This is a genomic window from Mesorhizobium sp. M3A.F.Ca.ET.175.01.1.1 (genome assembly GCF_004791945.1).
Classification (GTDB): domain Bacteria; phylum Pseudomonadota; class Alphaproteobacteria; order Rhizobiales; family Rhizobiaceae; genus Mesorhizobium.
In genome coordinates this window covers 834325-857515 of sequence record NZ_SRTP01000001.1, presented here as the reverse complement: position 1 = coordinate 857515, position 23191 = coordinate 834325, and the positions used below count along the sequence as shown (strand labels likewise).

The following is a 23191-nucleotide window of genomic DNA, read 5'->3' as shown; positions in this document are numbered from 1 at the left end:
CGAGGCGCCTGTTTCGGGCTGTGAAGGCCATCGCAAATATCGGCGTCGAGAGCGGCTGCGCGCATCCCGGCTTGGCAAATGCGCGGGCTCGGCGCTCGACCGGGTCCGCAATTGCAATTCTCGACGTTGCTTCAATTCCCCGAATAGCTATGCCTGGCGAAGAAACGGTCCAGTTCGCGCTGCTGGGGAGACTTCCCGGTGAAGATCTCCACATATTTGGGAATTCGCTTCATGCGGGCCGCGAGATCTTCCTTGGTCTGCATTGAGATGTAGCCGATCTGCACGAGGTAGACGGTGCGCGCTCGGGCGTCGGCTGAGCTCTGCTCGTAGCCGAAGCGGATGAACATTTGGCTCATCGCGTCGAGCCGCATCTGGTCGGCTTTCTGCACCTCCGCCAGAATGTCGGGAGACTGAAGCGCCCAGCTTCTGACCGCGAACTCGAACGGAGAATCGAACAAGGACTTGTCGAGCCAGCAGTCGAAGACGTTCAGCATCGCTTCGGCGACCGTCTCGGCATATGCCTCGGCCTGCTTGACGAGGTTGCCGGTGTTCTTGTCCCGCCAACGGGTCACCAGCGCTGCAAGCAGTTCTTCCCGATCCTTGAAGAACCAATAGAAGCTGGTGCGCGACAGGCCCAGCGTCTTGGCAAGGGGCGAAATTCTGACGGTATCGACTCCGGATTCGAGAAGCAGGTCGTAGGCGGCTTCGAGCCACCCCTCCGCAGATCCGCGCCATCGGCTATCGTTCGAAATTTGCTCCATGAGCTTGCTTCCTAACAAAATGTCGAAGTCAGAACCAGCAAAATGTACGCCTACGTCGATTAAGCTGACATCTTAGAACATGAACTTGACACAGATGTACATTTTCGAATAGCGTTCACGCTTGCCTGTCTCAGCCCGGAGTCCGTCGGATGTCGAACGATCCCCTTCTGCAGCCTTACAAGCTCAAGCATTTGACCCTGCGCAATCGCATCATCGTGACGTCGCACGAGCCGGCCTATCCGGAGGATGGGATGCCGAAGGAGCGTTATCGTGCTTACACGCTGGAAAGGGCCAAGGGCGGTGTGGCGATGACGATGACAGCCGGGTCTGCGGCGGTTTCGAAGGACAGCCCTCCTGTTTTCAACAACCTGCTCGCCTACAAGGACGAGATCGTGCCGTGGATCAAGCAGATGACCGATGCGGTCCACGAAGAGGGCGCCGCCATCATGATCCAGCTCACCCATCTCGGGCGGCGCACACGCTGGGACAAGGGCGATTGGCTTCCGGTCGTGGCTCCGTCCCATCACCGTGAGGCCTCACATCGCGCGTTTCCCAAGAAGATCGAAGATTGGGATATCGAGCGCATCATCAAAGACTTCGCAGACGCCGCCGAGCGAATGAAGGCGGGCGGGATGGATGGCGTCGAACTCGAGGCCTACGGCCACCTGCTCGATCAGTTCACGTCACCGCTCACCAACGAGCTTGACGGTCCCTATGGCGGATCCCTCGACAATCGCCTGCGCTTCTGCCTGGATGTCTTGAAGGCGATCCGGTCACGGGTGGGCGAGGACTTCATCCTGGGCCTGCGATACACTGCGGATGAATGTCTCCCCGGCGGCACCGGCAAGTCGGAGGGCCTTGAAATCTCCAAGCGCCTCAAGGAAAGCGGACTTGTCGACTACCTCAACGTGATCCGCGGCCACATCGACACCGATGCGGGCTTGACGGACGTTATTCCCATCCAGGGAATGACCAACTCGCCGCACCTCGATTTTGCGGGCGAGATTCGCGCTGCGACGAACTTCCCAACCTTCCATGCAGCGAAGATACCGGACGTGGCGACTGCGCGCCACGCGATCGCGTCGGGCAAGGTGGACATGATCGGCATGACGCGCGCTCACATGACCGATCCGCACATCGTGCGCAAGATCATCGAGAAGCGCGAAGAGGAAATCAGGCCCTGTGTGGGCGCCAACTATTGCCTTGACCGTATCTACCAGGGTGGAGCGGCATACTGCATCCACAATGCCGCGACAGGTCGCGAGCTGACCATGCCGCACGTCGTCGCCAAGGCCGAGACCCGCAAGAAAGTTGTCGTCGTGGGTGCCGGTCCGGCAGGCCTGGAGGCGGCCCGCGTGGCGGGTGAGCGCGGACATGAGGTGGTGGTCTTCGAGGCCGCAAGCCATCCCGGAGGGCAGATACGCCTGACGGCGCAGAGCCCGCGTCGCAGGGAGATGATGAGCATCATCGATTGGCGCATGGCCCAGTGCGAAAAGCACGGAGTGTCCATCCAGTTCAACACCTGGGCGGAAGCCGAAACCATCGAGGCCGAGAATCCGGACGTCGTCATCATTGCCACGGGCGGGGTGGCGCACACCGAGGTGCTTTCCAAGGGCAACGAGTTGGTGGTGTCCTCATGGGATATCATCTCGGGAGACGTGAAGCCGGGGACCAATGTTCTCATCTTCGACGACGCCGGTGACCACGCAGCGCTGCAAGCTGCCGAATTCATCGCGGGTGCCGGCGGAAAGGTCGAGATCATGACACCGGACCGGTCCTTCTCACCCGAGGTCATGGCCATGAATCTCGTGCCCTATATGAGATCTCTTCAGAAGCTCGATGTGACCTTCACGGTGACCTATCGGCTCGAGTTTGTCGAAAAGAGCGGCAACCAGCTCATTGCACATGTCGGCAGCGACTACGGCGGCGTGTCCAAGCAGCGTGTCGTGGACCAGATTGTCGTCAATCACGGCACCATACCGCTCGACGACATCTATTTCGAACTGAAACCCAAATCGACCAACCAAGGCGAGATCTCGCACGATGAGCTCATCGCCGGGCAACCGCAATCGGTCGCACGCAATCCGCAGGGCCGATTTCAGCTCTTCCGCATCGGAGACGCTGTCTCGGCTCGCAACACCCACGCCGCGATCTACGATGCGTTGCGTCTGGCGAAGGATATCTGATGGCCGGCAGCGGGCTCCGCTCACCCACAACACAGGTTCAGCCCTAACCAGCCCCAGGATTCGTGGTATTGAATGGTTCCCGCCACGAAGCCTGGAGCTTATCGGATGAGACTGACTGTGCTTGCCGCCGCCCTCTCGATCGCAGCGCCTGCGGCCGCCCTGGCCGGGCCGGCATCCAATGCGGTGAAGTTCTTCTACAGGCCCGAAGTCAAATTCGAGGCCGACCTGAGATACCGCGATCGTTTCACCGAGCCGGTGACCAAGCTTTTCGAGCTCAATGATCAGGTGCAGAAGAACAAGCCGGACGAGGTGCCGTGCATCGACTTCGCCCCCGGTCTCGACGCTCAGGACTATGACGAGAAGACCGTCGCCAAGACGCTGAAGCTTTCGGAACAGGTGGACGGCGATAGCGCCAGCGTCACCGTGACCTTCAATCTCTTTCCGGAAGGCGATGATTCCAAACGCGAAATGATCTGGTCTCTGAAGAAGATCGACGGCAAATGGAAGATCGCCGATATCGCTTCCAAATCCAGCGGCTGGACGCTGAGCGCTCTCGAATGCATGTCTGGTTCGACGGCGGAGTGATTCAGTTGCTTCGTCGCCTTGTCCTGGCGTTTCCAATGGTCTCGATGCTGACTGCTGGGCTGAGCGACGCCGCCTCGGCGCAAGGCCTGTTCGGCACGCCGCCGCAAAAGCCGCCATCCGACTCCAGCAATGCGCCTGCGGACGATACGTTGCCCGCCAATCCGCCGGCCGCATCGCCGCCTGCGGAAAACGCCCCGGTCGCACCCGTCCTGCCGGGCTCGCCGACGGCGCTGGTCAAGCCCTTCTACGAGCATCTCGGGTTGGAGCTCGATCCAACTGAGCGTAAGAACTTCATCGATCCGGCCAAGACCGTGCTCGACAAAAGCGATGCGCTTCGGCAATCGGGGCAGGGCGAATGTCTCGATCCCAACATGGCGCTCGACAATGCCAATTATGACAAAGCGGCCATAGACGGCAGCCTGAAGACCATCGAGGCGGTCAAGGGCGACGAAGCCAAGGTCGTCGTCGCCTTCGTCGTCGCCGGCAACCAGCACCGCCTCGAGTGGAAGTTGAAGAAGATTGGCGGCGACTGGAAGATATCCGACCTTCTGTCGGTCACCGGAGAATGGGCGCTGAGCCACTACCAGTGCGAGTGAGCCGCCGATGAAATCGCCGCCAGGCAATCGCCGATGAGATTTCGTGCTCTTCTCATGACTGCCGGCGTCGGACTGTGCGTCGCCGCTTGTGTCGATTGGGCTGTCGGAACGACGCTGATCGCCCGCAAGCCACGCGAGAGCCTGACAGCGGCAAGCGATCTGCCTGTGGATCGCGTCGAACTCGAGCAGGCTGGCGCGCCAGAACTCGCCGGCTGGGTGGCGCAGCGAGAAGGCAGTTGCGGCGCCATCGTCCTTTTGCATGGGCGCGGCGCCAATAGGCTTGCCATGGTGCAAAGAGCAAAACTGCTGTTCGACGCCGGCTACTCCGTCGTACTGTTCGATCTGTCGGGACATGGCGAGAGCGGTGGCACGGTTCAGGGCTTTGGCTACAGCGAAGGAAAGGACGCGGCTCGCATCCTAGCCTATGCGAGACAGCGCTTTACCGGCCAGAAGCTTGGCGCTGTCGGCTCATCGCTGGGTGCTGCATCACTTGTCTTTGCCGCGCCAGAGGCCCGAGCCGACGCTTATGTACTGGAGCAACTCTACGCGAGCCTGAGGGAGACGACAGCTTGGCGCATGCCCTTTCACGTCGCGCGACGCTTCCAGGTGGATGTCCTTTTGGCCCAAATGCCGCTGCGTCTCGGTTTCGGCGCCGATGATGTCAGGCCCGTCGATCGTCTCGGCAAGCTCGGCAAACCGCTCATGCTGCTTGCCGGCGGCATCGATCCCTTCATCGATCAAGGGCAGGTCATGGCCTTGCAAAACGCCGCGCGCGGATCAGAGTTGGTCTGGTTCGACCGGGCTGGCCACGTTGATCTGCTGCGCCACGACGAGCAGCGCTACAGCGACGCGGTTCTGCCGTTCCTTTCAAAAAACCTCTGCCGACCCGGTGTCAATCCTCCCTGACGGGTGTCCAGCGGCTCAACCTCTCCCGCGATAGGGCGCGACGCCCGTGTCGGGCAGCCACGCACCTTCCGGCGGTGCGCCCGTCTGCCAGAACACGTCGATCGGGATTCCGCCGCGCGGGAACCAGTAGCCGCCGACACGCAGCCAGAGCGGCTTGGTCGCCTCGACGATGCGTCGGCCGATCATGACTGTGCATTCCTCATGGAAGGCGCCGTGATTGCGGAACGAAGTCATGAACAGCTTCAACGATTTCGATTCCACCAGCGTCTTGTCCGGTGCGTAGTCGATGACGATGTGGGCGAAGTCTGGCTGGCCGGTGACCGGGCACAGCGAGGTGAACTCCGGGCAGGTAAAACGCACGATCGCCGGCGGCCCATCACCGCGCGAGAATGGCACGGTTTCCAGAACCGCCTGTTCTGGACGCGGTGGCGTCTCGACGTGCTTGCCGAGTTGGGTGAGGTTCTTTGCATCGGTCATGGGCGGCTCCTTGCTGCCGCCTGAAAACGTCGACGGCGGCAGCCGCAATCAAAGCTGGAAAATGCGCCGCGATCCGATGGGAGCGGCGCGATTGGGCGCTCATTTAGCACCTGAGTGAAAGGGGCGCAGCGGTTTTCATATGAATGCGATGCGTGAAATGGAAGCGGGAGCAGCAGGATTCTGGCGCGCGAATTAAACGGCAGGAACACGACAACCAGCGACGACCGCGCTGGCGGGCTGGACTTGGTCTGCCAGTTTTGCAATTTTCTGGCGCCGATCCGAGGCTTGCACAACCTCTGCATTGGCGCCACGCCGCGCGATTGTTGGAGCTAGAACAGGAGACAGGATCAGTAGCGGCTAACCAGTTGCTCGGCCGGCCTAAGCGAGGTTGCCCTGCAGCACCTTCAGCTTCGCTCTCTTCGGGCTGCGCGCCAGCAGCCATTCGCGCGCCTTGTCCTGCGGCATCGGGAAGGCGATGGAATAGCCCTGCACCTGGTCGCAGCCGATGGCCATCAGCGAGTCCAGTTCGGCTTCGGTCTCGGCGCCCTCGGCGACGATCGAGATGCCGAGCCCGCGGGCAAGCTCGGTGATGGCGCGCACGATCTTGGTGTTGTCGCCATTCTCGTTGATGTTCTGGACGAAGCGGCGGTCGATCTTGAGCCGGTCGATCTCGTTCGGATTGACATGGCTGAGCGAAGCATAGCCGGTGCCGAAATCGTCGAGCTCGAGATGCACGCCGGCGGCGCGGATATGCCTGAGCTTGGCGGCGATGCCCGTCTTCTCGTCGTCGAGGATGACGGATTCGACGATTTCCAGCGACAGCTTCTGCGGCGCTAGTCCGGCCCGTTCCAGGGTCCCGAACAGGAAGGTGTCGAAATCCGGTTCGCGCAGCTCGGTGCCCGAGACGTTGACGGCGATGCGTCCGAAATCGATGCCGGCGCGGTCCCATTCGGCCGCTTCGTTGATGGCTTTGGTGATGACGATGCGGCCGATATCCGGCATGAAGCCGCATTTTTCCGCGACCGGGATGAACTCGCCCGGCGAGATCATGCCGCGCGACGCATGCTTCCAGCGCACCAGCGCCTCGATGCCGCTGATCTTGCCGCTGGTGAGCGATACCTGCGGCTGGAAATAGACCTCGAAAGTCTTTTCCGCGATGGCGGTGCGAATGTCCTGCTCGAGTTGCTTGCGGTAGTCGAGCTCGCGCCGCAGCTCCTCGGAGAAGAAGGAGAAGCTGCCGCCGCCCATCTTCTTGGCGGAATAGAGCGCGAGATCGGCATGGACGAGCAGGTCCTGGGCGTTTTCGGCATCGACCGGGTAGACCGCAATGCCGGCGCTGGCACCGGGCAGGATGGTCGTGCCCTGGAAGGTGATCGGTTCGTTGATCTGGCCGATGATCCGCTTGGCCAGCATATGGATGTCCTCGGTGGTGCCGGCACCGTTGAGGATCATCACGAATTCGTCGCCGCCGAGCCGCACGCACAGATCCGATGCGCGGCAGGAATCGCGCATGCGCTGGGCGGTGACGACAAGAACATAGTCGCCCGCCGCGTGCCCCAGAGAATCGTTGATCTGCTTGAAGCGGTCGAGGTCGAGCTGGATCACTGCCAGGCGCTCGCGGCGGCGGTGCGCGCCCTTGATCAGCGTGTCGAAATGGTCAGTGAGGAAGGTGCGGTTGTGCAGGCCGGTCAGCCCGTCATGCACGGCGATGAAGGCCATCGAATTGCGCGCGTCGACCAGCTCGTGCGTCTTGCGCAGGATGGCCTTGGACATCGGCCGGAAGATGAACAGCGCAACCAGCAAGATGACGCCAAGGGTGGCGAAGAACAAGGTCCGATGCAGATCCAGCAACTGGCTGGAGCGCTCTTGGCCAAACGCGCTGATGCGCTGGCCGAGTGCTGCATAGCCGGCCAGCGTCGCATTCGCCACTGAAGCGTCGAGATCGACGCGCTCGGCACCTCCCTTGTAACCGTCGCTGCCAGTCGCAAGCCGGGATTCGAACGATGAGATCAGGCGTTTGCCGTTGGCGATCAGGCCGACGGAGAAATAGTCGAGATGGAACGGCTTGCCGAACAGCACATTCTCGATCGACTTGGGATCGAAACGCGCCCGCGAGATCGGATCGGCGCCGGTCTTGTCCAGCAGCAGATCGTAATTCGTTTCGAATTCCTGCGTGGCCTGCTTCAGCGCGGCGACCAGGGCCGGCTGCTTGTCCTGCCCGGCAGCGCCCGTTGCGCCGGAGAGAAAGACGATCCGTTGCGAAAGCGCCTTTTGCGTGCTGACGATGTTGAGCAGCGCGTCGTTGTGCTGCTGCGCCGCCATCATCTGCTGCAGCAGGATGAAAGCGGCCATCACCATGGCGGCGATGATCGTCAGGGCCAGCCAGTAGCCGCTCTTGATCAGCAGAACCAGCTTGCGCGAAACGCTGTGCACTGGCTGCTGCGACATAGCTGGTTGATCCCTCCCGCCCTTCAGAATCCTGGCCATGGCTTCGATGGCGGGAAGACCTTTGACCTGAAAGGGTTAATAGCTAGGCATACAGGCTGCGCGCTCATCGCGGCTGCAGAACAAAGCTGCCGGAATGGTTATTATGGCGTTTCCCGGCCCGCGCATTTTGAATGCATCTCCCATCGCGCTGGCACGATGAACTGCGGCCCGGCTTTCGCGAAGTCGCCGAAGCGGTCGCTTTTGCGATGGATTTTTCTCATCCACGGCGCGACAGTCCGCCTCGAAGCGAACAGGGCCGGATCATGAGCGCAGCCTTCCTATCCCACATCGACAAAGAACTCGCAGGGCTGAGATCGGCGGGGCTCTATAAATCCGAACGGGTCATATCCTCCATGCAATCGGCCGAAATCGAGGTCGGTGGCCAGAGGGTGCTGAATTTCTGCGCCAACAACTATCTCGGCCTCGCCGACAGCCCTGACCTGCGCGAGGCGGCCAAACAGGCGCTCGACCGCTACGGCTACGGCATGGCGTCGGTGCGCTTCATCTGCGGCACGCAGGAGGAGCACAAGGCGCTCGAAGCCACCATCTCGTCCTTTCTCGGCATGGAGGACACGATCCTCTACGGCTCCTGCTTCGACGCCAATGGCGGCCTGTTCGAGACCCTGCTCGGCGAGGACGATGCCGTCATCTCGGATGCGCTGAACCACGCCTCGATCATCGACGGCGTCAGGCTCTGCAAGGCCAAGCGCTTCCGCTACGCCAATAATGACATGACCGATCTGGAGGCCCGGCTGAAGGAGGCGAAGGACTGCCGCTTCCGGCTGATCGCCACCGATGGCGTGTTCTCGATGGACGGCATCATAGCCAACCTGCAAGGGGTCTGCGATCTGGCGGAAAAATACGATGCCATGGTGATGGTCGACGACAGCCATGCGGTCGGCTTCGTCGGCAGGAACGGCCGCGGCTCGGCCGAGCATTGCGGTGTCGAGGGCAGGGTGGACATCATCACCGGCACGCTCGGCAAGGCCCTGGGCGGCGCGTCCGGCGGCTATACGTCGGGCAAACGCCAGGTGGTCGACTGGCTGCGCCAGCGCTCGCGGCCCTATCTCTTCTCCAACACGCTGATGCCGGCGATCGCCGGTGCCTCGCTGAAAGTGTTCGAACTGATCCGCAACGGCGATGCGCTGCGCCAGCGCCTCTATGCCAACGCGCAACATTTCCGGTCTCAGATGGGCAAGCTCGGCTTTACGCTGGCGGGCGCCGAGCACCCGATCATTCCGGTGATGCTTGGCGATGCGGCTTTGGCGCAGGAGATGGCGCAGCGTATGCTGAAGCGCGGCATCTATGTCATCGGCTTCTCATTCCCGGTGGTGCCGAAGGGCCAGGCGCGTATCCGCACCCAGATGTCGGCCGCCCATTCCAGCGCCGATATCGACCGCGCGGTCGAGGCCTTTGGCGAAGTCGGCAAGGAACTCGGAATAGTCGGATAATAGCGAATGCTTGCTTTCTACGGCGTCCCCCTCTGTCCTGCCGGACATCTCCCCCACGAGGGGGGAGATCGGCAGCTTTGGCGCCAGCGCCTTTCTTCCACGTTTGAGATTGGCGAAGGTCTTCGTGACATCCAATCTCCCCCCAAGTGGGAGAGATGTCCGGCAGGACAGAGGGGGGCGCGAGGGAACGCGAGCGTTTGCAGCCTTTGGAGAGTCTCATGTCCAACATGATGAAGGCGCTGGTGAAGGCCAAGGCCGAGCCGGGCATCTGGATGGAAGAGGTGCCGGTGCCGGAGATCGGCCCCAACGACGTTCTCATCAAGGTCAAGAAGACGGCGATCTGCGGCACCGATGTCCACATCTACAATTGGGACCAGTGGGCACAGAAGACGGTGCCGGTACCGATGGTGACGGGTCATGAGTTTGTCGGCACCGTTGCCGACTACGGCGCGGAGGTCACCGAATACAAGGTCGGCCAGCGCGTCTCCGGCGAGGGACATATCGTCTGCGGCCATTGCCGCAACTGCCGCGCGGGCAGGGGGCATCTGTGCCGTAATACGCTGGGCGTCGGCGTCAACCGCCCCGGCGCCTTCGGCGAGTACCTGGTGATCCCGCAGCACAATGTCGTGCCGATCCCCGATGACGTGCCGGATGAGATCGCCGCCATTTTCGATCCGCTGGGCAATGCGGTTCATACGGCCCTGTCCTTCGATCTGGTCGGCGAGGACGTGCTGGTCACCGGCGCTGGGCCTATCGGCATCATGGGCGCGCTGGTGGCGCAATGCGTCGGCGCCCGGAAAGTCGTCATCACCGACATCAATCCGGTGCGGCTGGAGCTGGCGAGGAAGCTCGGCGTCCAGCATGTCGTCGATGCCTCGAAAGAGAAGCTGCGCGACGTCATGCCGGCGCTCGGCATGACCGAAGGTTTTGACGTCGGGCTGGAGATGTCGGGCGCCGCCCCTGCCTTCCGCGACATGATCGACACCATGAACAATGGCGGCAAGATCGCCATCCTCGGCATCGCGCCGACCGGCTTCGAGATCGACTGGAACAAGGTCATCTTCAAGATGCTGCATCTCAAAGGCATCTACGGCCGCGAGATGTTCGAGACCTGGTACAAGATGATTGCCCTGGTGCAGGGTCCGCTTGATGTTTCCGGGTTGATCACGCACCGCATCGGCATCGACGATTTTCAGGTCGGGTTCGATGCGATGCGGAGCGGCAGTTCGGGCAAGGTGGTGATGGATTGGTAGCTCATTAGAAACGCCGGCGGGACAGCACCCCCCTCTGGCCTGCCGGCCATCTCCCCCGCAAGGAGGGAGATCAACTGTCGCGCGGCTTTCGCCAATCTCCGACGTTGCAGGAGCGGCGCTGTCAGGGAAGCTGCCAATCTCCCCCCGTGCGGGGGAGATGTCCGGCAGGACAGAGGGGGGTGTGAAGGATCGCTACGAAGCAGACAAAGCCCTCTCCAGCGCCGCCACCCCACTTATAATCGCCGCCCGCTCTTCCGCGCTCACCCTCGCCAGCAACTCCCTTTCAAACGCTTTCGCCAGCGGCACCATCTCGCGATAGACGGCGAGCCCTGCTTTGGTCAGCGTCAGATGCTCGACGCGTCGGTCGGTCTCGTCAGGTGTGCGCGTCAGCCACCGCCGCCGCTCCAACTCCGCCACTGCCCGCGAAACCTTGGTCTTGTGCATGGCCGATTGCTCGCCGAGTTCCGTCGCCGTCATCGTGCCGCGCTGGCCCAACCCTGATAGCGTGCGCCATTCCGGCCGAGTCAGCCCGTGGCGCTCCTTATAGATGCGCGAGAACTCGCGGCTGACGGCATCGGCGAGTCGGTAGAGCCTGTAGGGCAGGAAGCTTTCGAGTTCGAGGATTTCCGGTTCCATCAAAACCACCGAGGGCGGCGTTCGCCGTTGATAGTTACATTTTCAATGGTTACAAATGAAACCAGTTTGGTCAACGTCCCGGAAGGCCACGCTGGAAAGCGGCAGTCCGGGATCAGGGAGGATCGGATGGGCTTTTCCTACATGCCGGGCTTCGGCAACGATTTCGAGACCGAGACGCTGCCCGGCTCGCTGCCGCAGGGGCGCAACTCGCCGCAGCGGCCGGCCTACGGCCTCTATGCCGAGCAGCTTTCCGGCTCGCCCTTCACCGCGCCGCGCGGCACCAACGAGCGCTCCTGGCTTTACCGCATTCGGCCGAGCGTCAGGCACACCGGCCGCTTCAAGGCGGCGAACTATCCTCTATGGAAGACCGCGCCGAATGTCGGCGACCACGAGCTCGCGCTCGGTCAGTACCGCTGGAGCCCGGCGCCGATGCCCAGCGAGCCGACCGACTTCGTTTCCGGCATGCGCACCATGACCACCGCCGGCGACGCGCTCGGCCAATCCGGCATGGCGGCACATGTCTACGTCGCCAACCGCTCGATGGTCGATGATCATTTCTTCAACGCCGACGGCGAACTGATGGTCGTGCCGCAAGTGGGGGCGCTGCGCTTCGTCACCGAGATGGGCATCATCGAGCTAAGGCCCGGCGAGATCGCCGTGCTGCCGCGCGGCCTGGTCTTCAAGGTCGAGCTCACCGACCAGGAGGCGCGCGGCTATGTCTGCGAGAACTATGGCGCGAAGTTCACCATGCCGGACCGCGGCCCGATCGGCGCCAACTGCCTCGCCAACCCGCGCGACTTCAAGACGCCCTGCGCCTGGTTTGAGGAGAAGGAGACGCCGTGCCGGCTGATCGTCAAATGGTGCGGCCAGTTCCATGTCACCGAGATCGGCCATTCGCCGCTGGATGTCGTCGCGTGGCATGGCAACTACGCACCGTTTAAGTATGATCTTGCTACATTTTCGCCGGTCGGCGCCATTCTGTTCGACCATCCGGACCCGTCGATTTTCACGGTCCTGACGGCGCCGAGCGGCGAGGAGGGCACGGCCAATGTCGACTTCGTCATTTTCCCGCCGCGCTGGCTGGTGGCGGAAAACACCTTCCGCCCGCCTTGGTACCACCGCAACATCATGAGCGAGTTCATGGGCCTGATCCACGGCCAGTACGATGCCAAGGAGGAAGGTTTTATCCCTGGCGGTATCAGCCTGCACAATCTGATGCTGGCGCACGGGCCGGATGCGCCAGGTTTCGAGAAAGCCAGCCGAGCGGACTTGAAACCGGTCAAGCTCGACAACACCATGGCCTTCATGTTCGAGACCCGATTCCCGCAGATGCTGACCCGCTATGCCGCCGAGCTCGATACGCGGCAGGACAATTACATCGACTGCTGGGCCGAACTGAAGAAGCGCTTCAACGGCACGCCCGAGGGCGACTGGTCTTGAGCGAGACGGCGGAGCGCCTCGTCCTTCTCGGCTGCAAGGGCGGGCCGGCGGTTCGTCCTGGCGGCCCTTGGCCGAGTTCGTCGCTGCTGGAGATCGGCGGGCGCGTGATCGTCCTCGATTGCGGGTTGGGTGTCACGCGCACCCTGACCGATGCCGGGGTGAGCCTCAAGGCGCTCGACCTGATCTTCATCACGCATCTCCATTCCGACCATGTGCTGGAACTCGGCCCATTGATCCACACCGCCTGGACGGCGGGTCTGGCGACCCCGGTGACCGTCTACGGGCCGCCGGGCACCGGACATTGCTGGCAGCACTTCTGCCAGGCGATGGAATTCGACATCGAAATCCGCATCGTCGACGAGGGCCGGCCGGATATCCGCGGACTGGTTTCGGTCGAGGAGTTCGGCGAAGGCACGGTGCTTGAGGAGCGCGGCCTCACGGTAGCGGCGCTGCGCGTCGACCATCCGCCGGTGACCGACTGCTTCGCGCTGCGCTTCGATCATGGCGGCAGGAGCGTGGTATTCTCCGCCGACACCGCATTCTTCCCGCCCCTGGGCGATTTTGCCCGCGGCGCCGACATTCTCGTCCACGAAGCCATGCTGGAAGCGGGCGTCGAACGGCTGGTCGCCAGGACCGGCAACGGCGCGCGGCTACGCGAGCATCTCTTCGCCAGCCATAGCCTGGCCGAAGAAGCAGGCCGCGTCGCCAGCGATGCCGGCGTGAAGCGGCTGGTGCTCAATCACCTCATTCCGGCCGACGATCCCGCGATCGGCGAGGCCGACTGGATCGCCGCCGTCAGGAAAACATGGCCGGGCGACTTGACGATCGCCCGCGACGGCCTTGTTGTACGATTAAGCGGCGACCAGGCCGCGTCAGGAGAGGAAACCGCATGAAGCTTGCCACATTGAAGAACGGGACGCGCGACGGGAAGCTGGTCGTGGTCTCGCGCGATCTGACGCGGTTCACCGACGCCTCCTTCCTGGTGCCGACGCTGCAGGCCGCGCTCGATGATTGGCGGCGGATCTCGCCGCATCTGGCGGCCATGGCGGAATCGCTCGAGGCCAACGCCGTGCCTTCGGCGCGTTTCCACGAGCATGACGCGCATTCGCCGCTGCCGCGCGCTTATCAATGGGCGGACGGCTCGGCCTATGTGAACCATGTCGAGCTGGTGCGGAAGGCGCGCGGCGTCGAGATGCCGGCGAGCTTCTGGACCGACCCGCTGATCTATCAGGGCGGCTCGGACTCCTTCATTCCGCCACGCGATCCGATCCGCATGGCCGACGAGGCCTTCGGCATCGACATGGAGGCCGAGGTCGCCGTCATTGTCGACGACGTGCCGATGGGCGCCGGGCAGGACGAGGCAAGGGATGCGATTCGCCTGATCATGCTGGTCAACGACGTGACGCTGCGCGCCGTCACCGGGCCGGAACTGGCAAAAGGCTTCGGCTTTTTCCAGTCGAAACCCTCATCCGCCTTCTCGCCCGTCGCGGTGACGCCGGACGAGCTGGGCGACGCCTGGGATGGCGGCAAGGTCAACCTGCCGCTGCTTGCCGACCTCAACGGCAAGCCTTTCGGCCGCGCCAATGCCGGCATCGACATGACCTTCGATTTTCCGGCACTGATCGTGCATGCCGCCAAGACCCGGCCGCTCACCGCCGGCACCATCATCGGTTCCGGCACCGTCTCCAACAAGCTCGACGGCGGACCCGGCAAGCCGGTCTCGGCCGGCGACGCCGGCTATTCTTGCATCGCCGAACTGCGCATGATCGAGACCATCGAGAGCGGCGAACCGAAGACGCCCTTCCTGCGCTTCGGCGACACGGTGCGCATCGAGATGAAGGACAAGGCCGGCCATTCGATCTTCGGCGCCATCGAGCAGAAGGTCGAGAAATACGAGAGGTGAGGGAGAGTCCGGGCGGATGACCCTGCTCGACCACCTGCGCCGCATGGCGCGCAACAATCTCTGGTCGAACGACCGGCTCTACCGTGCCGTCCTGGCGCTTCGACCGGGCGAGTTCGAGGCCAAGCGCACCAGCTTCTTTCCCTCGATCAGGGAAACGCTCAACCACATTCTGGCGGTCGATCATCTCTATCTCGATTTCCTGACGGGTGGCGGGCTCGGCGCCGCGGCCTACGACGACTTCGTGCCCTTCGACGAAGCGGCAAGCCTGGCGGCGGCACAGGTCGATTTCGACCGCAGGCTTGTCGCCTTCTGCGACGGACTGTTGGAGGCGGATCTCGACCGCCGCGTCATCACCGACCGCCGCGAGGACGGCATGATCCCCGAACGGATCGGCGATATCCTCGCTCACGTCTTCCTGCACGACATCCATCATCGCGGCCAAGTCCACGCGATGCTCTCCGGCACCTCGGTTGCGCCGCCGCAATTGGATGAGTTTTTGCTCGATTACGATCTGAAACTCAGGAAGGACGAGGTCGAGCGGCTGGGGTTGTGAGCCGCTCGACGTCTTGCGGGACCTACGCTGCCTTGCCGTCCACCTTCAGCACGCCGCGCTTGATCTGGTCCTGTTCGATCGACTCGAACAGTGCGCGGAAATTGCCCTCGCCAAAGCCTTCGTCGCCCTTCCGCTGGATGAACTCGAAGAAGATCGGACCGATCACGGTCTTGGAGAAGATCTGCAGCAGGATCTTGGTCGTGCCGCCGTCGACGACGCCTTCGCCGTCGATCAGGATGCCGTGCTTCTTCATCCGCTCGATCGGCTCGTCATGGTCGTGCACGCGGGTGTGCGACATCTCATAGTAGGTGTCGGGCGGACCGGGCATGAACTTCAGCCCGTTGGCGGCGAGCTTGTCGGTGGCGTCGTAGATCGCGTCGGTGCCGACGGCGATGTGCTGGATGCCCTCGCCATTGTACTTCTTCAGATACTCGGCGATCTGGCTGGTCTCGTCCTTGGACTCGTTCAGCGGAATGCGGATCTTGCCGCAGGGCGAGGTGATGGCGCGACTGACCAGACCGGTGATCCTGCCGTCTATGTCGAAGAAATGGATCTGCTTGAAGCCGAACAGGTCGCGATAAAAGTCCCACCACTTGTCCATGCTGCCGCGATAGACATTGTGGGTGAGGTGGTCGAGGTAGTAGAAGCCGACCCCTTCGGGCTTGGGATTGCGCTCGCCCAGCCACTCGAACTCGGCGTCATAGGCCGAGCCCTTCTCGCCATAGGTCTCGATGAAATAGAGCAGCGAGCCGCCAATGCCGACGATCGCCGGCACGTCGAGCGCCTTGTCCTTGCCTTCATAGGGGGTAGCGCCCTTCGATACGGCATGGTCGAAAGCATGCTTGGCGTCGACCACGCGCCAGGCCATCGATGCGGCACAGGGGCCGTGCTTGTCGACGAACTTCATGGCATGCGAGCCGGGTTCGGCGTTGACGACATAGTTGATGTCGCCCTGGCGCCAGACGGTGATGTCCTTACTGCGGTGCTTCGCCACCGCGACATAGCCCATGCGCGTGAAGAGATCGGCGAGTTTCGCCGGCTCCGGATGCGCGAACTCGACGAACTCGAAGCCATCGGTGCCGGCGGGATTCGCCTTGCTGATCCTGGCGGGCGGGGCGTCGTGCGGGAAGGGGCCCATGGCAGTCCTCCAATGCTGTTGCGGCCGATCGAGGCCATCTTCGCCTATGATAGCGCCGCAGGGCCGCACGGTGCTTGCATTCAGCTGCTTGAAATGCTGCAGATATGCGCGAAACATGCATGGATGGAGGAAAATCCGTGGATGATGCGCGACTTGACCAATTCGATCGCAAGATACTGGCGCTGTTGCAAGGCGATGCGCGGCTCACCAACAACGATCTCTCGGAACGTGTGAACCTCTCGGCCTCGCAATGCTCGCGCCGCCGCCAACGGCTGGAGGAAGACGGCTACATCAAAGGCTATCGCGCCGTGCTCGACCGCGATCGGCTCGGCTTTTCGCTGGTCAATGTCATCTCGGTGACCTTGGCCACCCACAACCGTGACAATGCCCGCCGCTTCGGCGAACTGGTGGCGCGCCTGCCCGAGGTGCAGGAAGCGCACGCGCTGACCGGCGAGATGGACTATATCCTTAAGGTGGTGACGCTCGATCTCAAATCACTGTCGGAGTTCGTCAACGGGGTGCTTTTGCCGCATGAGTCTGTGCAGCATGTGAAGACGGCGATCGTGCTCGAAACGCTGAAGGAAACCGGCGCGCTGCCGATTTAGTTTGCGGAGATCTTTGTTGGATGTGACGGCGGGACAGCGCCCCCCTCTGTCCTGCCGGACATCTCCCCGTGAACGGACCCACGAGGGGGGAGATCGAAGTCACGCCGGCTTTCGCCAATCGCCAACGTCAGGGAATGGCGCCGTCGCCAACGCTGCCAATCTCTCCACCCGTGGGGGAGATGTCCGACAGGACAGAGGGGGCGCGAAGGATCGCCAACTGCGGAATTGGCTCTCGCCAATGCGCCAAGCTTTCACCCCCGCTGCTGCTGGATCAGCCCATAAAGATTGGTGCAGCGCGCCCCCGAGCGGCAGTAGGCGAAGACCGGCCCTTCGAGCTCCTCGAGCGCGGCGGCCTGGTCCTCGACATTCTCCATGGTGAGCTGGCCGCTGATCACCGGGATAAAGCGGAACGCCAGCCCCGCGGCCTCGGCTGCGGCCTTGACGCTGCCGGCCGACGGCTGGCCCGGCTGCTCGTTGTCCGGCCGGTTGCAGATCACGCTCTTGAAGCCGGCGTCCTTGATGGCGGCGATGTCGTCGGGCTGGATCTGCCCGGCGACCGAGTAATCCTCGCTGATCTGGCGGTATTCCATGATAATCGTCCTCGCGATCTCTTTGGCGGCAGTTTTGCCACTCCCGGGCAGGGGCGGCAATGCATGCCGGAAGATTTCTCTGCCAAATAGCGATCCCGGACCCGAAAATCCAACCGGGCCAACATGGGCCCGGTTGACGCGATGCCGCTCAGCTGCCGAGGATCGCGCCTTTAATCTGCGTAATGTTGTTGTGCATCATGTCGATATAGGTCGAGGCCGGGCCGTCGGGTCCGGACAGCGCATCCGAATAGAGCGTGCCGCCGACCTTGATGCCGGTCTCGCCGGCGATCTGCTCGATCAGCCGCGGATTGGTGATGTTCTCGATGAAGATCGCCGCGGCCTTGTCCTGTTTGACCTGCTCGACCAGCTTGGCGACGTCGGCGGCAGACGGCTCGGAATCGGTCGAGATGCCTTGCGGTGCCAGGAAGGTCAGCCCGTATTCGTGCTCGAAATAGCCGAAGGCGTCGTGCGAGGTGATGACCACGCGCTTCGCTTCAGGGATCGACTGGATCGCCGCCTTCACTTCGCCTTCCAGCGCATCGAGCTTGGTGGCGTAGGTGGCGGCGTTGGCCTTGTAGCTGTCGCAGCCCTCGCTGTCGGCGGCGCAGAAGGCGTCGGCTATATTCTTCACATAGATCCTGGCGTTTGCGATCGACTGGAAGGCGTGCGGATCTGTGACGGTCTTGCCCCTGCTGGTGCCGGCACCTTCGGCAGCATCCGCATCGGCGAATTCCGGCTTGAAGTCGATCGGCGTGACGCCCTTGGTCAGGGTGACGATCACGGCTTTGGTGGCGCTGGCGTCGACCAGGCGCTGCAGAAAGCCTTCGAAATGCAGGCCGTTGACCAGCACAACGTCGGCGCCCGCCATCGCCACTGCGTCCGCCGGGCTCGGCTGATAGACATGCGCGTCACCATCCGGGCCGACGATGGTGGTGATGTTGACGCGATCACCGCCGACATTTTTCGCCAAGTCTGCAATCACCGTGAAACTCGCCACCACCTTGAGCGGCGCTGCGACGGCCGAGGAGGCTGCGAAAGCGCTTAATGTTATAACGCTCACCGCCAGCGCGGCACGGATGGATTTCAGCATTGGTAAGTCTCCTTGCTTGGGTAGGCGGGATCAGGCGGTCCGGTGGCGGTGATGCACAATGCGGGCGCGCAGCGCGCCGCGCGAGCCGAACAGGATCGAGAAGAAATAGACGACGCCGGCCGACAGGATGATCGCCGGGCCGGACGGCAGTGACGCATGATAGGACAAAAGCAGCCCGGCGATGCAGGAGGCAAAGCCGATCAGCACCGCCAGCACGCACATCGGCTCGACCCGCACCGTCCAGAAGCGGGCAGAAGCCGCCGGCAGCATCATCAGCCCGACCGACAGCAGCGTGCCGAGCGCCTGGAAACCGCCGACCAGATTGAGCACGACCAGCCCGAGGAAGATGAAATGCACCGGGCTGCCCATGCGGCTCACCGAACGCAGGAACAGCGGATCGAGGCATTCGGCCACCAGCGCCCGCCAGAAGACGGCGAGGCTGGCGAGCGTCACCGCCACGATGCCGCCGATCAGCGCCAGCGCCTCATTGTTGAGCGCCAGCACCGTGCCGAACAGCACATGCATGAGGTCGACGCTTGAGCCGCGGATCGATACCATCAGCACGCCGACGGCGAGCGAGATGAGATAGAAGGCGGCCATCGAGGCGTCCTCGCGCTGGATGGTGAAGCGCGAAACGGCACCGGCGCCGAGCGCCACGATAATGCCGGCGATCAGTCCGCCGATGGTCATCGGCAGGATTTCAAGGCCGTAGAGCAGGAAGCCGGCTGCGGCCCCGGGCAGGATGGCGTGCGCCATGGCGTCGCCCGACAGGCTCATGCGCCGCAGCATCAGAAAGACGCCGACGGGGCAGGCGCCGAGCGACAGCATCAGCGAGCCGAACAACGCCCGCTGCATGAAGGCGAAGTCGGCAAAAGGCGCGATGAACAGGCCGTAGAGGAATTCCATTACGCCGCCCTCGGTCCCGAGCCATGGCCGTGATGATGATTATGCGTGTGCACGTGGTCATGATGTTCGTGGTCATGGCCATGATCGTGCTCGCTGGGCTCGCACCAGGGAGCGTTCTCTTCCCAGGCCTCGTGGAAGCGTCGTGCCTTGAGCAGGTTCTCCGGCCGCAGTGTCTCTTTCGTCTCGCCCCAGGCAACGGGCTGACGGGCAAGCAGCAAGGTCTCGGGAAAATTCTGCCGCACCAGATCGAGGTCGTGGACGACGACCATGATGGTGCGTTCCTCGCCATGCCAGTGCTTGATAAGCTGGATGAGGTCGCCGACGGTCTTGGCGTCGACCGCGTTGAAGGGTTCGTCGAGCAGGATGAGGTCCGCGTCCTGCAGAAGCACGCGGGCAAACAGCGTGCGCTGCAGCTGGCCCCCGGATAGCGTGTCGATCGGGCGCGTTTCGAAGCCGCCGAGACCGACCGCCATCAGCGCCTTTCCGACGGATTCCCGATCCTCTTTGGTGTAGCGTCCGAGCATGCCGCGCTTCGGCCACAGGCCAAGCGAAACCAGGTCGACGACCCGCGCCGGGAAGCTGCGGTCGAGCTCCGATTGCTGCGGCAGATAGGCCGTGCGCACGCCGGGCGCGCGTACGACCGCGCCTTCCATCGGCTTGAGCACGCCGACGATGCCTTTCATCAGCGTCGACTTGCCCGAACCATTGGCGCCGACCACGGCGGTCAGCGAGCCTTTGCGGACAATGCCGTTGAGGTGATGGATGGCTGGATGGCTGTTGTAGCCCAGCGTCAGGTCGCGGAAGGTCAGGCAGGCATTGGTCATCAGACGATCCGTGGCGGCGATCCGCGAAACAGTGCGGTCGAGTCGATATGTGATGTTATTACATAAGTCAACATGCCCAACTGGCGGAATTGCGGCGCGCCCGGTCAACTCGCCGTGTACGCGGTCCGGTCGAGGCCGGACAATTGGCTCAACTGGTTTCATCCCGGCCGGCCTTGCCGGAAGCGCACCTCGACTCTAAAGAGGCGCCATCCACAACAGGAAGGAACGCCCAATGAGCATTCGTCGCATCGATGTTGGCCCGCGCATGAGCCAGATCGTCATCCATGGCAACACCGTCTATCTGGCCGGTCAGGTCGGCGAGCCCGGCGGCAACGTCGCCTCGCAGACCCGCGACATCCTGAAGACCGTCGACGAGTTGCTGGCACAGGCCGGCACCGACAAGACCAAGATCCTGCAGGCGATCGTGTGGCTGGCCGACATGAGCACCTTCGCCGAGATGAACTCGGAATGGGACAAATGGGTGCCGCAGGGCCACACGCCGGCCCGCGCGACCGGCGAAGCCAAGCTGGCCGGTCCGGAGTATCTGGTCGAGATGATTATCACCGCGGCGATCTAAGCGCTGCCTGCCTTCTCCCCTTGTCAAGGGGAGAAGGCGAAGTGCTACCCCTGCGACGGGGTGAACCTTGCCACGAGCGTGTGGCTTTCCGCCGGATAGATGAAGCGCACATGGGTGACCGGGTGCTCGGCGCTCCAGGTGCGGCGCTCGACCACCAGGCAGGGCGCGCCGGGATCGATGTCGAGCGCGTCGGCGATATTGTCGTCCGCCGCCATGGCGCGGATGCGGTGCTCGGCCTCGCTCCACGGCACGCGCCCGATCAGCCACGGCCCGGGGGCAATGGCGAGAAACTCTTCCTCGGTCGCCTCGGAAACCGCCGAGAGATTGATCAGGCGCTGCTCCAGCGCAAACGGCCTTTCGCCGGCAAAATGCAGGTTTTCCAACCATAGCACCGGACCCGGGGTGGAGAGCCCAAGCAAGGCGCGGTCCTCGGCGCTGCTGCGCCGCTTCACCCGCTCAAGCCGCTCATAGCGATAGGGCAGGCCAAGCGCTTCCACCTCGATCCTGATGTCATGGATTTCCAGCACCGCGGCTTGGGATTGCGGCTGGCGGACAAAGCTTCCCGAACGCCGTCGCCGCTCGATCAGTCCCGACTTGGCGAGTTGCGACAGCGCCTTGTTCACCGTCATGCGCGAGCATTTGTATTCAGCCGTCAGCTCGTGCTCGAACGGAATGCGGTGGCCAGGCGCCCAGGCGCCGGAGACGATCTTTTCGCGTATGTCGGAGAGGATGCGCTGGTGCAGCGAGATGCTCTCGCCATCCTCCATCTCCGTCACTTCGACCAAGCTCATCGACATCAGCCCTCCGAAAGCGCCGTCATCGTCCGGCGGAACCGCTCGGCCACGGCCTCACGCTTGGCATGCCGACCGCCGCTGACCTGCTTTCGACCATGCACCCAGACGCAATCGACGCTGCTGCCATTGGCGAAGATCCAGGCATCGAGGATCGCATCGCCGCTCTTGCCCGCCAGCGAGGGATCGCCGGCATCGAGCGAAACAAGGTCGGCGGGAGCACCCACCGCGATATGCGACGGTCCGGCCCCGAGCGCCTGGGCGCCGCCATCGGCTGCGGCATCGAACAGCGCGCGCCCCGTGGAACCGCCGGCGCGCGCCAGCACGTTGCGCGCGCGGTGGGCGAGGCGCTGCGAATATTCGAGCTGCCTGAGCTCGTCCGGCAGGCCGATCAGCACATTGGAATCGGAGCCGACGCCGAAGCGGCCGCCATGCTCGACGAACAGCGGCGCGGCAAAAGTGCCGTCGCCGAGATTGGCCTCGGTGATCGGGCACAGTCCGGCGATCGCGCCGCTCCTGGCCATGGCGATGGTTTCGGCCTCGGTCATATGCGTGGCATGGATCAGGCACCAGCGCTCGTCCACCGAGGCGTTGCCGAGCAGGAATTCGACCGGCCGCGCGCCCGACCAGGCAACGCAATCCTGCACTTCCTTCATCTGCTCGGCGATATGGATGTGGACTGGGCCATGCGGCGCCATCGCCGCGACAGCGTTGAGTTCGTCCGGCGTTGCGGCGCGCAGGCTGTGCGGTGCGACGCCGACGACTGCCTGCTCAAGGAGGCGAACGCTTTCACGACATTTTTCAAGCAAGCGCCCGAAGCTGTCGATATCATTGATGAATCGCCGCTGGCCCTCGGTGGGCGCGCTGCCGCCGAAGGTGGAGTGGGCGTAGAAGACCGGCAGCAACGTCAGTCCGATGCCCGCCTCCGCGGCGGCGGCCGCGATCCGCTCCGCCATCTCGGCGATGTTGGCATAGGGTCGCCCGTCACGGTCGTGATGCAGATAATGGAACTCCCCGACACGCGAGAAGCCGGCCTCCAGCATCTCGACATAAAGCTGCGCCGCGACCGCCTCGACCTGGTCCGGCGTCATCGACAGCGCGAAGCGGTACATCACCTCGCGCCAGCTCCAGAAACTGTCGGCCGAGGGGCCGCGCAACTCGGCCAAACCCGCCATGCCGCGCTGGAAGGCGTGGCTGTGAAGATTGGGCATGCCGGGCAACAGAATGGCATGGCGTTCGTCGTCGGCCTGCGGTGAGGCGCCGGCCTCGACGGCACCAATGCGGCCGCTGTCGAAAACGATCCGCACATTGGCTTGCCAACCTTCTGCCAGCAGCGCCTGTTCCGCAAAGATCGCCGTCACGTCCATCTCCGAATCTGAGCTTTGAGCGACGATATCACTTGCGTCGCGCTTCAATATGTATATACATAATTGCCA

General features: G+C 63.1%; 23 protein-coding genes. 12 read left to right on the top strand and 11 right to left on the bottom strand.

Going from position 1 to position 23191, the window contains the following annotated elements; genetic code table 11:
- Positions 1–131: 131 nt before the first annotated feature.
- Entirely contained in the window at positions 132–761 is a 630-nt protein-coding gene (locus tag EN818_RS04290; RefSeq protein ID WP_095809082.1) for a TetR/AcrR family transcriptional regulator, read from the bottom strand.
- 149 nt (positions 762–910) lie between these two features.
- Here EN818_RS04290 and EN818_RS04285 point away from each other — a divergent pair, with 149 nt between their 5' ends.
- From EN818_RS04285 to EN818_RS04270, 4 genes are all read left to right on the top strand, one after another.
- On the top strand, positions 911–2947 hold the full coding sequence (locus EN818_RS04285) for an NADH:flavin oxidoreductase (protein WP_095809081.1): 2037 nt from the start codon (positions 911–913) through the stop codon (positions 2945–2947).
- 105 nt (positions 2948–3052) lie between these two features.
- Complete coding sequence (locus EN818_RS04280) at positions 3053–3532, top strand: DUF3828 domain-containing protein (protein WP_095809080.1); 480 nt, start codon at positions 3053–3055, stop codon at positions 3530–3532.
- Between the two features lie 5 nt (positions 3533–3537).
- Entirely contained in the window at positions 3538–4128 is a 591-nt protein-coding gene (locus tag EN818_RS04275; protein WP_135904071.1) for a hypothetical protein, read from the top strand.
- Positions 4129–4293: 165 nt separating this feature from the next.
- Positions 4294–5034 carry an alpha/beta fold hydrolase gene (locus tag EN818_RS04270; protein ID WP_165349847.1) on the top strand — a complete coding sequence of 247 codons (741 nt, stop codon included), beginning with the start codon at positions 4294–4296 and terminating at the stop codon, positions 5032–5034.
- Between the two features lie 15 nt (positions 5035–5049).
- On the opposite strand, the gene queF is transcribed toward EN818_RS04270, so the two are convergent.
- Complete coding sequence (gene queF, locus EN818_RS04265) at positions 5050–5511, bottom strand: preQ(1) synthase (RefSeq protein WP_095809138.1); 462 nt, start codon at positions 5509–5511, stop codon at positions 5050–5052.
- A 378-nt stretch (positions 5512–5889) separates the two neighbouring features.
- The gene (locus EN818_RS04260; RefSeq protein WP_095809078.1) at positions 5890–7959 is read right to left on the bottom strand and encodes an EAL domain-containing protein; all 2070 of its coding nucleotides are present in this window, start codon (positions 7957–7959) and stop codon (positions 5890–5892) included.
- 302 nt (positions 7960–8261) lie between these two features.
- Between EN818_RS04260 and EN818_RS04255 the strand changes: the two genes are divergently transcribed.
- On the top strand, positions 8262–9449 hold the full coding sequence (locus tag EN818_RS04255) for a glycine C-acetyltransferase (protein WP_095809137.1): 1188 nt from the start codon (positions 8262–8264) through the stop codon (positions 9447–9449).
- 218 nt (positions 9450–9667) lie between these two features.
- Positions 9668–10702, top strand: a complete 1035-nt coding sequence (gene tdh, locus EN818_RS04250; protein WP_095809077.1) for an L-threonine 3-dehydrogenase — start codon at positions 9668–9670, stop codon at positions 10700–10702.
- A 192-nt stretch (positions 10703–10894) separates the two neighbouring features.
- Here tdh and EN818_RS04240 read toward each other — a convergent pair whose 3' ends face one another.
- Positions 10895–11338: a MarR family transcriptional regulator gene (locus tag EN818_RS04240; protein ID WP_095809076.1), complete on the bottom strand. Its 444-nt coding sequence runs from the start codon at positions 11336–11338 to the stop codon at positions 10895–10897.
- Positions 11339–11464: 126 nt separating this feature from the next.
- Here EN818_RS04240 and hmgA point away from each other — a divergent pair, with 126 nt between their 5' ends.
- Genes hmgA through EN818_RS04220 form a run of 4 tightly spaced genes read left to right on the top strand, consistent with a single transcriptional unit; the run spans position 11465 to position 15234 of the window.
- Complete coding sequence (gene hmgA / locus EN818_RS04235; RefSeq protein WP_095809135.1) at positions 11465–12778, top strand: homogentisate 1,2-dioxygenase; 1314 nt, start codon at positions 11465–11467, stop codon at positions 12776–12778.
- Complete coding sequence (locus tag EN818_RS04230) at positions 12775–13671, top strand: MBL fold metallo-hydrolase (RefSeq protein WP_245420663.1); 897 nt, start codon at positions 12775–12777, stop codon at positions 13669–13671. The genes hmgA and EN818_RS04230 overlap by 4 nt, the downstream gene beginning before the upstream one ends.
- Entirely contained in the window at positions 13668–14681 is a 1014-nt protein-coding gene (locus tag EN818_RS04225) for a fumarylacetoacetate hydrolase family protein (RefSeq protein WP_095809075.1), read from the top strand. The genes EN818_RS04230 and EN818_RS04225 overlap by 4 nt, the downstream gene beginning before the upstream one ends.
- A gap of 16 nt (positions 14682–14697) precedes the next feature.
- Entirely contained in the window at positions 14698–15234 is a 537-nt protein-coding gene (locus EN818_RS04220; protein WP_095809074.1) for a DinB family protein, read from the top strand.
- 22 nt (positions 15235–15256) lie between these two features.
- Here EN818_RS04220 and hppD read toward each other — a convergent pair whose 3' ends face one another.
- Positions 15257–16372 (bottom strand): 4-hydroxyphenylpyruvate dioxygenase, encoded by a 1116-nt coding sequence (hppD, locus tag EN818_RS04215; RefSeq protein WP_095809134.1) that lies wholly within the window; start codon positions 16370–16372, stop codon positions 15257–15259.
- A gap of 137 nt (positions 16373–16509) precedes the next feature.
- On the opposite strand from hppD, the gene EN818_RS04210 reads away from it, so the two are divergent.
- Positions 16510–16977: an Lrp/AsnC family transcriptional regulator gene (locus EN818_RS04210; protein ID WP_095809133.1), complete on the top strand. Its 468-nt coding sequence runs from the start codon at positions 16510–16512 to the stop codon at positions 16975–16977.
- Positions 16978–17228: 251 nt separating this feature from the next.
- On the opposite strand, the gene EN818_RS04205 is transcribed toward EN818_RS04210, so the two are convergent.
- The 4 genes from EN818_RS04205 to aztA form a co-directional block, all read right to left on the bottom strand.
- A complete protein-coding gene (locus EN818_RS04205) occupies positions 17229–17567 on the bottom strand; it encodes a TIGR01244 family sulfur transferase (RefSeq protein WP_095808400.1) in 339 nt (112 codons plus the stop codon).
- A gap of 148 nt (positions 17568–17715) precedes the next feature.
- The gene (gene aztC / locus EN818_RS04200) at positions 17716–18657 is read right to left on the bottom strand and encodes a zinc ABC transporter substrate-binding protein AztC (RefSeq protein WP_135904069.1); all 942 of its coding nucleotides are present in this window, start codon (positions 18655–18657) and stop codon (positions 17716–17718) included.
- Positions 18658–18687: 30 nt separating this feature from the next.
- On the bottom strand, positions 18688–19563 hold the full coding sequence (gene aztB, locus EN818_RS04195; RefSeq protein ID WP_095808398.1) for a zinc ABC transporter permease AztB: 876 nt from the start codon (positions 19561–19563) through the stop codon (positions 18688–18690).
- Positions 19563–20387 carry a zinc ABC transporter ATP-binding protein AztA gene (gene aztA / locus EN818_RS04190; RefSeq protein WP_095808397.1) on the bottom strand — a complete coding sequence of 275 codons (825 nt, stop codon included), beginning with the start codon at positions 20385–20387 and terminating at the stop codon, positions 19563–19565. Before aztA ends, aztB begins: the two co-directional genes overlap by 1 nt.
- Before the next feature lie 232 nt (positions 20388–20619).
- Between aztA and EN818_RS04185 the strand changes: the two genes are divergently transcribed.
- Positions 20620–20964, top strand: coding sequence for a RidA family protein (locus EN818_RS04185; RefSeq protein ID WP_095808396.1), 345 nt, complete (start codon positions 20620–20622; stop codon positions 20962–20964).
- A gap of 44 nt (positions 20965–21008) precedes the next feature.
- Here EN818_RS04185 and hutC read toward each other — a convergent pair whose 3' ends face one another.
- Both hutC and EN818_RS04175 read right to left on the bottom strand, forming a co-directional pair.
- Positions 21009–21755, bottom strand: a complete 747-nt coding sequence (gene hutC / locus EN818_RS04180) for a histidine utilization repressor (protein WP_165350043.1) — start codon at positions 21753–21755, stop codon at positions 21009–21011.
- Positions 21756–21760: 5 nt separating this feature from the next.
- Positions 21761–23116, bottom strand: coding sequence for a formimidoylglutamate deiminase (locus tag EN818_RS04175; protein ID WP_095808421.1), 1356 nt, complete (start codon positions 23114–23116; stop codon positions 21761–21763).
- Positions 23117–23191 lie beyond the last annotated feature (75 nt).

Coding starts and splice junctions, on each gene's coding strand:
- EN818_RS04290 (WP_095809082.1), bottom strand. CDS start 761: ATGGAGCAAATTTCGAACGATAGCCGATGGCGCGGATCTGCGGAGGGG.
- EN818_RS04285 (WP_095809081.1), top strand. CDS start 911: ATGTCGAACGATCCCCTTCTGCAGCCTTACAAGCTCAAGCATTTGACC.
- EN818_RS04280 (WP_095809080.1), top strand. CDS start 3,053: ATGAGACTGACTGTGCTTGCCGCCGCCCTCTCGATCGCAGCGCCTGCG.
- queF (WP_095809138.1), bottom strand. CDS start 5,511: ATGACCGATGCAAAGAACCTCACCCAACTCGGCAAGCACGTCGAGACG.
- EN818_RS04260 (WP_095809078.1), bottom strand. CDS start 7,959: ATGTCGCAGCAGCCAGTGCACAGCGTTTCGCGCAAGCTGGTTCTGCTG.
- EN818_RS04255 (WP_095809137.1), top strand. CDS start 8,262: ATGAGCGCAGCCTTCCTATCCCACATCGACAAAGAACTCGCAGGGCTG.
- tdh (WP_095809077.1), top strand. CDS start 9,668: ATGTCCAACATGATGAAGGCGCTGGTGAAGGCCAAGGCCGAGCCGGGC.
- EN818_RS04240 (WP_095809076.1), bottom strand. CDS start 11,338: ATGGAACCGGAAATCCTCGAACTCGAAAGCTTCCTGCCCTACAGGCTC.
- hmgA (WP_095809135.1), top strand. CDS start 11,465: ATGGGCTTTTCCTACATGCCGGGCTTCGGCAACGATTTCGAGACCGAG.
- EN818_RS04225 (WP_095809075.1), top strand. CDS start 13,668: ATGAAGCTTGCCACATTGAAGAACGGGACGCGCGACGGGAAGCTGGTC.
- EN818_RS04220 (WP_095809074.1), top strand. CDS start 14,698: ATGACCCTGCTCGACCACCTGCGCCGCATGGCGCGCAACAATCTCTGG.
- hppD (WP_095809134.1), bottom strand. CDS start 16,372: ATGGGCCCCTTCCCGCACGACGCCCCGCCCGCCAGGATCAGCAAGGCG.
- EN818_RS04205 (WP_095808400.1), bottom strand. CDS start 17,567: ATGGAATACCGCCAGATCAGCGAGGATTACTCGGTCGCCGGGCAGATC.
- aztC (WP_135904069.1), bottom strand. CDS start 18,657: ATGCTGAAATCCATCCGTGCCGCGCTGGCGGTGAGCGTTATAACATTA.
- aztB (WP_095808398.1), bottom strand. CDS start 19,563: ATGGAATTCCTCTACGGCCTGTTCATCGCGCCTTTTGCCGACTTCGCC.
- aztA (WP_095808397.1), bottom strand. CDS start 20,387: ATGACCAATGCCTGCCTGACCTTCCGCGACCTGACGCTGGGCTACAAC.
- EN818_RS04185 (WP_095808396.1), top strand. CDS start 20,620: ATGAGCATTCGTCGCATCGATGTTGGCCCGCGCATGAGCCAGATCGTC.
- hutC (WP_165350043.1), bottom strand. CDS start 21,755: ATGAGCTTGGTCGAAGTGACGGAGATGGAGGATGGCGAGAGCATCTCG.